The sequence below is a fragment of the Coleofasciculus sp. G2-EDA-02 genome (assembly GCF_040226375.1).
In the GTDB taxonomy this organism is placed as follows: domain Bacteria; phylum Cyanobacteriota; class Cyanobacteriia; order Cyanobacteriales; family Coleofasciculaceae; genus Coleofasciculus.
Map to the genome: position 1 here is coordinate 24,443 of NZ_JAVKEW010000151.1, position 14,089 is coordinate 38,531.

Below are 14,089 nucleotides of genomic sequence, written 5' to 3' on the forward strand. Positions count from 1 at the left end.
AAGATGTTAGACTATTAAAATCGGGTTAATTTGCTGATATTTCGCAACTTTATCTTTGATTAGTTATTAATTCACAATATTATTTTTAACTGATGAATATAGTTTTCTCATTAAATATCTTGGATGGCGTAATCGCTTGAATAAAAGCCTTCGTTTGTAACTATTATTTGCCAATGATGTCCGGTGTTTAAAGTTTAAATTATTGATATCATAAATTTTCGCTAAATCACTCAAATAAATTTGAACTTCAGTTTTATCGGGCTGACTATCGAAAATCGCTAAGTTATTTGCAATAACCTGACTTTTCGGAAAATTAAAAGATTTATCGAATACATCATGATTAAATAATAGTGTTATTTCGTCATAGGGAGAAAAGGTCATGTAATTTAAAAAATTTTGAGTGCTAGCTTGTTTACTACTACGAACTCCCTTGACTTGAATTTTTGTAAGACATAGTTGTTTAAAAGGGAAAAGCTTGTGACAAGCCCATTGGGAATACCACATTGATCTCCTTGCCCCATGATAAGGCACTGGAAACATCACATCAGCAAAGCTTTTTGAAAAAATCTGAACTTGCTGATCATAACCGGAAATGGGAAAAGCCTTCTTAGCCAGAGTTACTTCTCTGTTCAAATGTCCTTTAAAGCCCCAGCTTTCCCAATTGAAGAAAGTACCGGTAAGTGGTTTATATTCAATTAGTAATTCTTGTATTGTTGACGCGATATCTTCACCATCAGAATTAAAAACAATATCGTCATCTATAAATATGTAATAATCATAATTATTAGGAACACTTTCGTAGAGGAAGCTTCGCCCTTCACTCCATGTTATATTCTTTCGGGTGATAAAAGCATAAGGGTCATTTTCGGTTCTCCAATTTAATCTATAAAAATCACTAAATTGAGTTGTAAATAAATTTTTCTTTTCGATAGTGATTTGTTCGTTACACAAACCACCTTGCTCCAAAATACAAAATTTTTTCATCACTAATTAGTTATTATAGTTTATTCTAGAACCTATTGGTTGAATTGCATTAATCTATATAACCATTAAGCTAGTGATTAGCACTCAGCCCTAGTCAGGTTTTAATCTGCCACGCTGCCTGAAAAAAGTCTCGTTCACATAGCATAGCATAGCGATAGCTGGATTTCACAGAGGCTGAGAGTGAGGCGTATTGATCCGTCAACCGCTCTAGTTGCTGCGCTAACTGTTCAAACCCTGGATTACTATAGGTGCGAATCCAATCCGTATAGGTGTGTTCTGGAATACCATCTTTAGCTAATTCTTGAGCCAAAAACCCATACAAGCGCATACAGGGTGTCATTGCTACTGTAATTAAACCAATCTCACTTCCCCAAGCTGTTGCCAACAAGAAGTCAGTATAACGCCGCGTCGCTATGGCGGGTTCAATCTGGTGTAAGTTGACTCCCCAGGCTGTGGCATAATTGTGATGGAGGCGTAGTTCTTCGAGAACGCCACCAGCGAGATTATGGAACGTGTTAAATCCATCCCAGTCAGAACATTTAGCGGCGGCTACACTATAAGCGCGAGCAAAAGCTTCTAAGAAAAAGGCATCTTGACCCACATAGTACGCAAATTTCCGGCGCTCAAGTGCCCCTGTAGCGATACCTTGGACAAAGGGGTGTGTTAGACACTCCTTTGCCAAGTCTTGATTGGATTGCCATAAATCGCTGCTAAGTGTCATAACCGTGTAGACTGAACTTGTAGAAACTTATGGGTTCAGTCTTTCACACTGGATTGACCAGTATTGGCGGCACGGCGCAGCTCACTACTCCCTCGACGGTGAACGCCTCTGGAAGATACTTGCGGATATTCATGACGACACCGCCCCCGACAATATCCCAAGAAGCCTCCTTATATTTTACTATATATCTACAATTTTCTACAATTTTCCCCGCAACAGTTCAGAACCCTTATTTATTGCCATGGACCCAGATGTTGTTCAGGAAGGGTTGGCAGTTGTAAGACTGAAGGGATCGGTGTTTTGTCAAATTTACCGTCTACCGATAGATACACACAGAATGTAACCGCGATCGCTAGCAGTAGTCTTTCCAGCATAACCCACTCCTCTCATTGTTGCTCTTGTCACCTGTCAACTGCCAGTATCTTCTCACTATCTGTGATTTCAATTAAGGGGCTGGTGATGCAAACGGTTAATTTTTTGTGATGATAGTCTAAGCTTTAGGTGATAGGAGTCATCGATTCTAGAGCGTTGGGTTCACTAATCTCCCCTAGCACTCCCCAACAAGTCAAACGTCATGCCATGACATTTAAAGTCATTCCCCCTCTCATCCTGTTTACCTCTCTCTGGCTAAACCCCTCAGCGCAAGGGTTCAATCCAGCACACCTAGAACAATTGCGACAAACAGGTAGCTGTGTCGAGTGTGATTTGAGTGGGGTACAGTTGCCGGATGCTCTGTTGAGTAATACAAACTTGAAGGGGGCTAATCTGGCTGGTGCTAATCTTATCCGTGCCGATTTAAGACGTGCCAATCTGGAGTATGCCAACCTGAGTGGTGCGAGTCTGATTTCTGCGAATCTTACGGATGCGACGTTAACCGGAGCTAATCTGATTGTGGCAGCATTAATCGGTGCGAATCTAACTCGTGCTAATTTGGCTGGCGCTGGATTAAGTCTGGCTAAACTAGGGAATACTAACTTAGTTGGTGCAAACTTAAGTCTTGCTGAACTAAGGGCGGCGGATTTAAGTAATGCGAATTTGACGGCTGCTGATTTGAGGGGGGCTGACTTGAGAGGGGCTGACTTGGATAATACTATTCTGAATAACGCTAAGCTTAGCTACGCCATTATGCCTGATGGCACTTTATTACCTTAATTTATTGATTTTTCCCTATTCCCTATTCTCTATTCCCTGTTGCCTATTCATAATTCAACTGTCTAACTATTTATTAAATTTAGAGGAGAAGCCTACAGTCTAATCTTTGATTGACTGTAGGATTACGTCACTCAATCCGACTATGCTTTCTCGGCTTTTTAATAAGCCAGAGTTTCTAAGGTATCTTGCAAATATCGACGCACCCGATGCTCCAAGCTTCGATCCTGAAGATGGTGTGCGGCAGGATGCTCCATCTGCCAGCGTTTAAATCCAGAACTGGCTGCGATCGCTTCTTTGAGATTGTCCCAAACTGGACTGTCTGGGGAAAAGTTGTTGGATTCGGACATAGCTGTGCTTTTCATAAATCCTTGTTGTGATCTAAACAGAATGAGTCAGTAGCAATTCTTAAATTTTGTTTGTATTTTTTAACCTTATTTTCAGAATAACTGAGCTGCGTTGTTTAAATTGTTACATTTGCAACAACTGATTGCCCACATGCCCAGATTTTTAGGCGAGTCATAAGTTTTGAGTGTTCCATACGTGATGCCAGAATTGTCTGTAGGGGCGGGTTTCACTATTCTTTTTAGCGTTCTTAAGATCCCCATAAGGGTACTTGGTTCAATCGATCTGTTCAGGGGATGATTCAGCCGAGGATGACTCTGTTGCGATCGCAGGTAAAATTTGTTTGACCCGAAACCCTGGTACGGTAAACTTTTCTGGTATTTTTTCCACGGGATAAGGTTGAGTTGATGCCCACTCTGCCTCACTCGTGAGCAGAACTTGCACCACAGAAAGAGGCACTTGCAAAAATAAGTGACTTGCCAGAAACCCAACTCCTGCCAAAACCAATCCAGCGATGCGCCATTGAACTGTCCAGGGAACGACACCTGCGGCTAGAGGAGCGATGCTATAAATTTGCCACAGTACCCATACCATAAAACCTGCTGCCACAATCGTCAGCAGCGGGTTGGTTTTCCGGTCAAATAAGCTCAGCAGTCGTCGCTGGGATTCCGTTAGGCGATCGGGTTTGAGAGCAACGATGAGCAGACTAAAAATATCAAAGGGGCGGGTCAATTGCATCCACAAAACTGGTGCGATACCGATAACTGCCACAAGCAGGAGTTCTAACCAGACTGGCAACAGGAGTTCACCTGTTGCCAGTCCTAGGGCGACAACCTCTAAAGTTAGGGGCAGTGCGGCTAAACCCGCCAAATGTATCCACAAGAATGGTTCAGACCAAAAAGAGCGCATTGGGTTGTCCTTTGTCTGTTGTGATTAGTCCTTAGTCATTAACCAAGGACTAATCACATATCACCTAAGTCGCTGATAGAGTCCGGCGCTTGCTCACCATCTTATAGGTTTCGATGATGTCACCTTCAGTCCAATCATTGAATCTATCGACACGAATACCGCATTCAAATCCGGCATTGACCTCTTTGACATCATCCTTCATCCGCTTCAGCGAATCAAGCACCCCTTCGTAGATCATTTGACCCCGACGTTGCACTCGCATATTGCAGTTGCGAACCGCTTTGCCCGACTGTACGTAGCAACCTGCCACCGCACCGCGACCGACAGGGAAAACAGCCCGGACTTCCACTTGACCCAAGGGTTCTTCTACCAATTCTGGCTCCAGTAACCCTTCCATTGCCGCTTGAATGTCATCCAAGAGGTTATAGATAATGTTGTATTCGCGCACATCAACACTCTCTCTTTCAGCAGCGGATCGAGCGCCGTGAGCCAAAGTGGTATTAAAGCCAATGATTACCGCACCACTAGCCGCCGCTAAGTCAACATCGGTTTCGGTGACTTCTCCAGCCGTCGCGAGTAGCACTCGGATTTGAACTTCATTTTGGGGTAACTGTTTTAGTGAACCCAGAATGGCTTCGACAGAGCCTTGCACATCTGCCTTCAGAATCAAGTTTAGTTCTTTGAGTTCTCCTTCTTGAGCTTTGGCAGAAAGGCTATTCAGGCTGACCCGACGGGAGGACATCACCTGTTGCAGGCGAGACTCGCGTTGTTCTTGGCTTTTGATGTCCGCAACGGCGCGAGCTTCTTTTTCTTGTGCAAAGACCTCAAACTCATCACCTGCCGCCGGGACATCACTTAAACCCAATACCTCTACCGCAAAGGAGGGAGCCGCCTCGTCTACTCGTTTACCTCGGTCATCGGTCATGGCTCGTACTTTACCGAAGACCGATCCCGCAACCAAGGTATCACCCACCCGCAGCGTGCCATTTTGCACTAACAAGGTGGCAACTGGACCTTTGGATTTATCCAGGTTGGCTTCAATGACCGTACCTTTGGCTAATCGGGCGGGGTTAGCGGAGAGTTCTTCAATGTCAGAAACGAGCAGGATCATTTCCAGGAGCGTATCCAAGTTTTCTTTTTGGATAGCACTTACGGGCACCATGATCGTTTCACCGCCCCATTCTTCTGGCACTAATCCATGTTCCATTAACTCCTGCTTCACCCGGTCAGGTTGTGCCCCTTCCTTGTCGATTTTGTTAACAGCAACCACAATCGGCACCTCAGCGGCTTTGGCATGGCTGATCGCTTCTCGGGTTTGCGGTTGCACCCCGTCATCGGCGGCGACGACCAAAATGGCAATATCGGTCACTCGCGCTCCCCTTGCCCGCATCGCTGTAAAGGCTTCGTGACCTGGAGTATCGAGGAAGACCACCTGTTGGACTTGACCTTCATGCTCCACATCGACATGGTAAGCACCAATATGCTGGGTAATTCCGCCCGCTTCGCCTTGTGCCACTTTGGTTTCACGAATGGCATCGAGCAGCGTAGTTTTACCGTGATCGACGTGACCCATGATTGTGACCACGGGTGGACGCCGCACCAGGTATTCCAAGTCAGCCGCATCCAGCATTTCGGTTTTAGCGGCTTCTGATTCTGCTTCTTCTGTGTGAACATTAACGCCAAGTTCTTCGGCGACCATTTGAGCAGTGTGCAGATCCAGAGTTTGGGTGATATTCACCGCCAATCCCTTAAAGAATAGCTGTTTAATAATTTCAGTTTCGGCAATCTCCAGCTTATTCGCCAGTTCTCGAACGGTTAGCGAATCGTTTAACACAATTTGCTCAGGGCGTTCAGAGACTTCTTGCTTTTCACGCCTGCGATCGCGACTCTCTGGTTTACTGGTTTTAACTTCTGGCTTTTTCCTAACCTGACTGGCTGCCGTTGGTGGCGGAGTCTGTCCCGTTTGAGATTTAGGTTTAGGAGGACGAGCCACCGAAATACTGATAGCCGCAGGGGTGTCAGATTCTTGGTAGTCGCTATCGAACTCTTCCTCATCCTCTTCGATCAGTTGAGGTCGCCGCTTGAGCTTAGCCGCTTTTGCGGGTTTAGCTCCTTCCCGCTCTTCTTCTTCATCAATCCATTCACGTTTTTTCGACTGACGTGGCGGCGTGGGTCGCTTGACTTTGGAAGCGTTGAGTTCTGGGGCTTCCAGAAGGGTTTCTGTCTCCTCATCGACCGCCCCTGGCTTCTGTTCCCGCGAACCCGAATCGATAGCCGCCACTTCAATGCTGTCATCCTGACGAGTCGGTCGGGAGCGTCTGGGGGGGGCTTGTAGTTTAGGAACGGGCTGAGCTGGAGCTTGAGGACGCGCTGGGGCTGGAGCTTGAGGAGGAGTTGGCGCTTCAGGAGAACTCACCAATTCAGTCGGCTGAGGCTCCTTAGCCGACTCTGATGGGGTCTCATCTGATCGATCGCGCTTTAATTTCGGTCGTTCTACCTGGGTGGACTGATTTGGTTTCGGTGACGCTGGTCGAACGGGGGGTTGGATAAGTTGGGGTTTAGCTTCCACTTCAGCTACGGTAACGTTCTCCTGTGACCCTTGAGATGGAGTTGGTGTTTCTGACTCAGGATTGTCCTCGTGCAAATTCACTTGTGTCGGTCGATTGAGCTGGGCGGGTGGACGTGGTGGATTCACAGTTGGCTTAACGGGGGGTTGAGCAGACTTTGACCCAGGTGCGGAACCCTGGGAAGAGCTAAAACTGGAACGAGGCTTAGGCTTAACACTCAGAATTTGCTGTTTGCGCTGATTGTTAGAATGCCCATCTGTATGGTTAGCAGATGCTGAGGTTACTTGGTCACGACCTTTGAGGCTGGTGATCCCCTCGGCATATTTTTCCGCCGCCGCTTTGATTCGCTCAGCTTCAGATTCTGTAATCGTGCTACTGTGACTTTTGACTGCAATATGCAGTCCTTCGCAAATATTCAAAATATCCTTGTTGTCCAAATTCAATTCCCGTGATAATTCGTAAATTCTGACTTTGCCGTTGTTCATCCACTATTCCCCCGTCGTACATATTGTTACACCATAACTAAATGATTGAAAGCGTGCGTGGTCATTGGTTTTCCTGCCGGATTGGCTTAAATCAATAAGGTGTCGTTTAAGAGTCTACTCGATAACTCACCAATAACTCATGTTACACAGGCGATCATTGAGTGTGAGCCAAGATCTCTCTACACTCTTATCAGATCCTGGATGGTTAACTTACAAAAATCTTAACAAAACTAGATTCATTTTCTCGACCCTGAGTGTTGTCCTCAGGTAGGAGTTGCTAGCTTGATCAGGGTCAGACTCACCTCCGAACACCATTGGTAATGGTACTCCTCTACTATCCTAGCGATTGCTTAGGTTCATTGAGAGCATCGCTGGGGTTTTTTGCATGGATTGGATCAATCGTTGCTGCGTTGGATGCTCCAGGGACTAGGTTCCAAACGTTGCCATAGTCTTTGATAAATTTCCTCGGGAACCGAGGTCCCCAGCGAGCGTCCCAATCGATTTTTCTTCTGAGCGGCTGACAGGCAACTCGATTGAGGACAGATGTAAGCCGAACGTCCCATTCCCTGATCTAATTTTATCTGTCGCGATGGATGGATTCGCACAACCCTCCAAAATTTTTGTTTTGGAGCCACGCAGCGACAACTCAGACAACGTCGGTAATTAGGTTCCATAGGATTCGGACAACGATTTCCCTGTAGGCTCAAAGAGCTTGATCTTCACGGCAGAGCCTATTTCGGTGAACTAGGGCGGTGAGGAGGGTGTCTTGAGCGACGGTATATACCAGCTTCCATGACAGTCTCTCCCCGTTCCCTATTGATCAAGTCAGGTGCAAAGATTCAACTCCCTTAAACAGTCTACTGCCTTGCGTTGATCCCGCTAAGATTAGGACAAAATATCTTCCTCTTCTCCTTTAGCAAATTCTTCCTCAGCTAGGGGTTGAGGATTTGTCACCTTTGACTTTAAATCCGCTGGTGACAGAGTCTGTTCCTCTAGTTGCTCCTCCTCCTCCTCCTCTTCATCGGCTAGTTCGGCTTCCGTCTCAGCTACCATGGCTTGTAACTCCTGCATTTTCAGGTGTTCGGCTTCGTGGTCGTACTTAGCAATATCTTTAATATCAATCTTCCAACCGGTGAGACGAGCCGCTAAGCGAACATTCTGCCCTTCTTTGCCAATGGCTAAACTGAGCTGGTCTTCAGTGACCAAAATGTGAGCTTGACGCCCTTCTGGATGCACCAATAATACTTCCTCCACTCGCGCTGGACTCAGAGCATTAGCAATATAGGTAGCGGGATCAGGCGACCAGCGAATGACATCTATTTTTTCGCCGCGCAATTCATTGACGACCACTTGAATGCGCGATCCCCTAGCGCCGATACAAGCTCCAACGGGATCAACATCCCGCTCTAGGGTGTCCACAGCAATTTTAGTCCGAGGTCCGACATGACGTGAGGGTGGATTGGCTTCTCGTGCCACCGCCACAATCCGCACAACTTCATCTTCGATTTCTGGGACTTCATTGGCAAATAGATAGACAACTAAACCAGCCGAAGCTCGAGAAACCACAAGCTGAGGTCCACGGTGAGGACCTTCACGCACTTTTTTGAGAAAAACCTTAAAGGTACTGCCAATGCGATAGGTATCGTTGGGTAATTGTTCGCGCTTGGGCAGTTCGGCTTCCACTTCCGGCTGACCAAAGCCGCTGCTAATCGCCATGATCACCGATTGCCGCTCAAATCGTAGCACTCTGGCTTGCAGAACCGTTCCTTCTAACTCTTCAAACTCTTCTTGGATCAACTTGCGCTGTTGATCTCGTAGTTTTTGGGAGAGTACCTGCTTAGTTTGAATCGCTGCCATTCGACCAAAATCACGTTGATCTGGCGTAACATCTAGGACTACCGAGTCACCTAATTGTGCCTCTGATGCCACTTCTTGAACTTCTTTGAGGGAAATATGATGATCGGTGTTGCCAACTTCCTCAACAATGGTTTTGGTACAAAGAATGCGGAATCCTTCTTCTTCGATATCTAAATCGACTTCAAAGTTGTTAAAGTATTCATCATCAAAATGAGGTCGCTCCATGCGTTGCGCTCGACGATAGCGCTCGTAGCCTTTGATCAGTGCTTCTCTCAGTGCCTGTTGGACTGCCGATTTGGGTAAATTATGGCTTTGAGAGATCTCTTCGATCATCTTTTTTAATCCAGGCAGATTAACGATAGACATAGGCAAATCTCCATAAACTGTTTGTTGTGGGTCGTTAATAACCCATGACCAATGCTCAATGAGTAATTCCTAATGGTATAAAGGGGTTTAACCCTGCTCATCGAACTGCACTTTAGTCACTTGATCGCGAGGAATGGCGATCGCCCGTCCTTTTCGGTTGAGATATACGCTGGTATCATCCCGGCGAATTAATTGCCCTCGCCATTCTTTATGTCCTTGATAAGGTTCAGCGGTGTTGACCACTACGGAAAATCCTTTAAAGGCGATGAAATCTCGGTCTGTCGTTAGCTCTTGCGAGATCCCAGGACTAGAAATTTCCAAAACATAGGCATCTGGAATAAGATTCACGGCATCTAGTTCGGCTTCTATTGCCCGACTCATGCGTTCGCAGTCATCTACGCCCGTGTCGCCGTCGCGGCGGCGGATATCTATCCGAAGTACAGGTGGGCGTCTATTCGTGTGAAAAACCGCCCCAACGAACTCCAATCCCAATTTTTCGGCTACTGGGGTGGCCAAATCGATTAGTTGTGGAATCAGGGGATAAGTCATAGAAAAACTTCAACAAAAAAAGTGGGTTCAACCCACCTCCAGGTAAAATTTCTTCCAAGAAGCCTAGCGACGATTGACACAATCTCTACCCTGCTTGTGTACTTGGGAAAAGTTTTACAGCTCCGTTACATAAGACTTACCCAAAGTTACCCACAAGTGGACATCCCTGACGCTTACTTCCTGCTTCACCCTGGCGGTGACGGCACTCAACCAGTCCACAGGCTAACACCACCTAACTGGCGGCTATTTTTTCACTTACCTAACCGTGGTTTTTGGCTGGATAGGTATACCAATAAAGTATACATACTCTTGGCTGACCCATTCTATCAGAACAAATATATACCCAATTTTGGGTAACAATGGCTAAAAGTGTCCAGCTTTTTGGTTACAGCTACATGCCCCCAGACTCCGACATCAGGATAGAGTGACTTCCGTTGCTATGTTCGAGTTTAGCGCAATCTTAGCCTGTTGTGGGATCGGTTTACCACAGGCAAAGGGTCACGACGGTGGAGTTTTGATTGTTGAGTGTTGAGTTAATCCCCCTATCTCTCTCACCTCCCTCATCTCCCTCATTTGCTCAAAAACTACCGATGTTACTTTTGACGAATTGCCCGGGTTTGGTCAAGAATTTCCTCTAAGTCCTCTTGGGACAAACGCTTGACGTAATTGATTTTGACTTCTTCTAAGAAGGCGTTGAGCAAGTATTGAATTTCCTCTAAAGTTTTCTGGGTCTGAATTTGGGAACCATAAGCTTTGCCAATATGGCTAATCAATCGTTGCAGAATTTGATCCCCAACTGGATCATCTGCGATCGCGGCATCTAATCCACTGTAAACCGCTTGGGTAATTTGTTGCACCAGTCGCTCGATGAGCTGATTGCGGATTGTTTCTACACCCGGTATTCGCTCTAGTCCCTGATACGCTTGTGACTGGTTGATAATTTTATCCAAGTTATGGTGCAGCAACGCTTCCACATCGGGACGGATGGTGGGAAGAACCTGCTCAACAGTCATCTGTACCATTATCTTGGTCAGTGCTGCCACTTCGTCGGTTTCGTTGAGATCGATGTAGGGGCGAACCTCCCGTTGCTGTAGCAAATTCGCGATCTCTCCTTGGCGAATGGAATATTGGAGTTCGTTAATAATCTGAATTACCACGACTTGGGTCATGTCGCCAGCGATTTCAGCGACAAATCCTTGACGCACTTGTTTTTGAATCGCACTCAAATCAACTAACTTTGCCTGATCCAGCCGAATCGTCACCGGGATGATCCGCAGCCAGCGCCACAGGGGAATCAGCAGAAATATATCATACCAACGCCACAACATGGCATCCAGCCAACTGACCCCGGTGCGACGGCGACTGATCAACCAGGTACGTGCCAGAAATTCTGTCAAAAATAGAGCAAAAAACGGGAAATCAAGGAGTCCGAAATAATCGACAAAATCCCCGGTTTCTCCAATAGGGCGGTAATAATTCGCTTCTATAAGAGGACTAATTTCCTCCTTGAAAAATTGCAGTTCGTCATCGGGATCTTTAGCGGCTAAATTTTCTATACTCCAAAACTCTATAAATGCTTCTTTCGCTGAATCCTCTTCAGTGCGAATATGCTCTCGCATCTTGTTCTTTATTTTTTCCAGATCACCCGTTTTATCGGCAAGTTGGAAGGGGTTTGTCTCAATCATTTCTACGCTACGTTGGCGTAGATCTTCCAGAATTTGGGCAACTTCAGGAGATTGTAAACCTCTTTTAATAATCTCATTTTCTAATTCATTAACCTTGTCCAAATACTGCTCTGTGTCTCGGTAAGGTTGAATACCCTTTACTGGGTCATACCACTGTGTAATCGGAGGTAGGGGAACCTCTAAGGACAAACCGGGAAAACTAACCGGACCGATGTCAAAACTAAATAACTGGACTTTCCCATGTAGCCAAAAATCTCGTAGAGGCAGGTAGGTCAAGTCAAACAAGACCAAGAGGTAGTTGAGCGCAGCCAAAAGCGCCATCACTCGTTCAAACCAGAGAGCGCGGCGGACTTTACGTTTGCTTTTGTTTGGAGTCAGTCTTTGGATAGATGACATATTTGTTAGGGCTAGACCAGCACCCAGTTTTGGCATCAGGGATTATGCCAATCTTGCGCTGATCACAAGGCATTCAAGTTAAGTGCTTACTAGAAATCTCAATCCTATGGGTGATAGAGTGCACTGTCAAACTAGGTTAGCTTGGCGGTTGTAGACGCGGAGCGGCTTCCCGTAGGGTAACCGCATCTACACAAACGTAGACGCGAAGCGGCTTCCCGAAGGGTAACCCGCCTGCGCGGGTTCCCGTATCCTTTATGGTTTCATCCTTCTTTCTCGGCTGGATACCTGGTCTATCGCTAGGCTATGGGCGGGGTAGTTGACGTTAACTATGGAAAGACTCGACCTGGATGGGTCATGGGAGCGCTAGGACTATTGTAGATATCCCATTCCTCAATCCCCCGATCGCACAAAATAGTTTTGGCGTGCTGGATTTGCTCCTCTGTTCCATGAACCAGAACCAGATAATCCCCGTGAGAGAGGCGATGGCTATAGCGTTTGGCTTGCTCTTCGGGAACGCCTAAGTTAGCCAGTAGACCCACCAAACCACCCGCTGCTGCACCAATAGCACCTCCGCCTAATGCAGAAGCGATCACGGCGGCTTCGGTTCCGACAAATACCACCGGACCAACCCCAGGAACCGCTAAGGTGACTAACCCAACCAGCAATCCAGTCAATCCGCCCAAGACACCCCCAGCTACAGTCCCTGTGGCTGCATCTCTAGCTTTTTCATGACTCAACGGATCGGTTACTCTCACCCCAGCCACCTGATCGGGATGTTCGGCGTCTTTGGCAATAACCGAAACCTGGTTCATCTGAAATCCAGCCGATTTTAACTCATTGAGAGCATTTTTTAAATTTTGCTCGTAAGAAAAGACGCCAATCGCTCGCTGAGTTTGCTTTCCGGGTGCTGTTGACGGGGGAGACGGGGTTACACCTGTCGGCGTTGCACCCAAGGATTCGCCAAAGGGTCCTGTGTAAGCGGCGCCTAGGGGTGTAGGATATCCAACCTGAGCAGCAGTCGTTGGGTGAGTATAGGTGGAAGGTGGGGTATTCACCGTCGGACGCTCATAACTTCTCCACTCTTGAATTCCTCGAGGTTTCAGGATAGAAGCCGCACGGGTGATCTGATCGGGTGTGCCATCAACTAGGATTAAATAATGTCCTTTTTCTAAGCGATCTTGATAAACTTTAGCTTCGGCTTCCGGAACTTCCAATCCAATTAACGCCCCAAATAAGCCTCCAGCAGCGCTACCAACAGCCCCACCCAGAAGTGTATTTCCAATGACCGACGCCGCTGCACCCCCGACTAAAATGGGTCCAACTCCCGGAAACGCGATCGCACCTAAAGTACCAATTAAACCTACGATACCTCCTGTAACTCCCCCCGCAACCGCACCAGCCGCAGCACCTTCACCCACTTCATTTTCGGTATCATCTTGCACATCCACTCCGGCAATTTGCTCCTCATTTCGGGCAATGACGGATACTTGGTTCATGGGAAAATCAGCATCCCTCAGATGTTCTAGAGCATTTTCAGCAGCTTGTCGGCTGGAAAAGACACCCACACCTCGCTGATATTGACCTAATGTCATAGTATCTGCCTCCATCTATCTATAGGTTTTCACCCTGATACCCCTATTTCTACATTTCTGTTGCAGATATTCATCAATCGTGCGAGATAACCCACCCAAATCGCGAGGGGAATCTTGCTTCAACCTTCACGAAGTGGAGGTAAGCCTTTGGGGGAGAGCGGGAAATGCCAACGCTAAATGCCCGAAGTATTTCCCCTATTCCCGCTAGGTGGTATGATGGTAGTCATGAAACAAGTTCTCACGATAGTCGTAAAGCTTCAACCCTCTCCTGAACAAGTTGCCAAATTGGAGGCAACCCTTCAGGCGGAAAGCTGATGCTTGTAACTACGTGAATGAACATACCGATCCAAAACTGACTAACAAGATTGCTATCCAATCTTTGACTTATCAAACCATTAAAAGTCAATTTAACTTGGTAGCAAATATGGCGGTCAGAGCTTGTGCCAGAGTAGCAGCCAACCGAAAAGCAGCTAAGCAAAAAGGC

The 14,089-nt window shown here is 46.7% G+C and carries 13 protein-coding genes; 2 read left to right on the forward strand and 11 right to left on the reverse strand.

The window, feature by feature from the left end:
• Nucleotides 1-66: 66 nt before the first annotated feature.
• The 3 genes from RLO19_RS17945 to RLO19_RS17955 form a co-directional block, all read right to left on the reverse strand.
• Nucleotides 67-984, reverse strand: coding sequence for a hypothetical protein (locus RLO19_RS17945; RefSeq protein WP_446358566.1), 918 nt, complete (start codon nucleotides 982-984; stop codon nucleotides 67-69).
• Nucleotides 985-1,078: 94 nt separating this feature from the next.
• Nucleotides 1,079-1,705 carry a TenA family protein gene (locus tag RLO19_RS17950; RefSeq protein ID WP_446358568.1) on the reverse strand — a complete coding sequence of 209 codons (627 nt, stop codon included), beginning with the start codon at nucleotides 1,703-1,705 and terminating at the stop codon, nucleotides 1,079-1,081.
• A gap of 233 nt (nucleotides 1,706-1,938) precedes the next feature.
• Complete coding sequence (locus RLO19_RS17955; protein WP_446358569.1) at nucleotides 1,939-2,079, reverse strand: hypothetical protein; 141 nt, start codon at nucleotides 2,077-2,079, stop codon at nucleotides 1,939-1,941.
• A 205-nt stretch (nucleotides 2,080-2,284) separates the two neighbouring features.
• Between RLO19_RS17955 and RLO19_RS17960 the strand changes: the two genes are divergently transcribed.
• The gene (locus RLO19_RS17960; protein WP_446358571.1) at nucleotides 2,285-2,857 is read left to right on the forward strand and encodes a pentapeptide repeat-containing protein; all 573 of its coding nucleotides are present in this window, start codon (nucleotides 2,285-2,287) and stop codon (nucleotides 2,855-2,857) included.
• Nucleotides 2,858-3,015: 158 nt separating this feature from the next.
• Here the strand turns inward: RLO19_RS17960 and RLO19_RS17965 are convergent, their stop codons facing one another.
• The 8 genes from RLO19_RS17965 to RLO19_RS18000 form a co-directional block, all read right to left on the reverse strand.
• Nucleotides 3,016-3,204, reverse strand: coding sequence for a hypothetical protein (locus RLO19_RS17965; protein ID WP_446358573.1), 189 nt, complete (start codon nucleotides 3,202-3,204; stop codon nucleotides 3,016-3,018).
• Nucleotides 3,205-3,475: 271 nt separating this feature from the next.
• The gene (locus RLO19_RS17970; protein WP_446358575.1) at nucleotides 3,476-4,108 is read right to left on the reverse strand and encodes a low-complexity tail membrane protein; all 633 of its coding nucleotides are present in this window, start codon (nucleotides 4,106-4,108) and stop codon (nucleotides 3,476-3,478) included.
• A gap of 64 nt (nucleotides 4,109-4,172) precedes the next feature.
• Nucleotides 4,173-7,160, reverse strand: a complete 2,988-nt coding sequence (infB, locus tag RLO19_RS17975) for a translation initiation factor IF-2 (protein ID WP_446358577.1) — start codon at nucleotides 7,158-7,160, stop codon at nucleotides 4,173-4,175.
• Nucleotides 7,161-7,555: 395 nt separating this feature from the next.
• Complete coding sequence (locus tag RLO19_RS17980; protein ID WP_446358579.1) at nucleotides 7,556-7,834, reverse strand: YlxR family protein; 279 nt, start codon at nucleotides 7,832-7,834, stop codon at nucleotides 7,556-7,558.
• Nucleotides 7,835-8,045: 211 nt separating this feature from the next.
• The gene (gene nusA, locus RLO19_RS17985; protein WP_446358581.1) at nucleotides 8,046-9,383 is read right to left on the reverse strand and encodes a transcription termination factor NusA; all 1,338 of its coding nucleotides are present in this window, start codon (nucleotides 9,381-9,383) and stop codon (nucleotides 8,046-8,048) included.
• Nucleotides 9,384-9,470: 87 nt separating this feature from the next.
• Entirely contained in the window at nucleotides 9,471-9,932 is a 462-nt protein-coding gene (gene rimP / locus RLO19_RS17990; protein WP_446358583.1) for a ribosome maturation factor RimP, read from the reverse strand.
• A 593-nt stretch (nucleotides 9,933-10,525) separates the two neighbouring features.
• Nucleotides 10,526-12,049 carry a hypothetical protein gene (locus tag RLO19_RS17995; RefSeq protein WP_446358585.1) on the reverse strand — a complete coding sequence of 508 codons (1,524 nt, stop codon included), beginning with the start codon at nucleotides 12,047-12,049 and terminating at the stop codon, nucleotides 10,526-10,528.
• 290 nt (nucleotides 12,050-12,339) lie between these two features.
• Nucleotides 12,340-13,605, reverse strand: coding sequence for a general stress protein (locus tag RLO19_RS18000; protein ID WP_446358586.1), 1,266 nt, complete (start codon nucleotides 13,603-13,605; stop codon nucleotides 12,340-12,342).
• 177 nt (nucleotides 13,606-13,782) lie between these two features.
• Between RLO19_RS18000 and RLO19_RS18005 the strand changes: the two genes are divergently transcribed.
• Nucleotides 13,783-13,920, forward strand: coding sequence for a hypothetical protein (locus RLO19_RS18005; RefSeq protein ID WP_446358588.1), 138 nt, complete (start codon nucleotides 13,783-13,785; stop codon nucleotides 13,918-13,920).
• Nucleotides 13,921-14,089 lie beyond the last annotated feature (169 nt).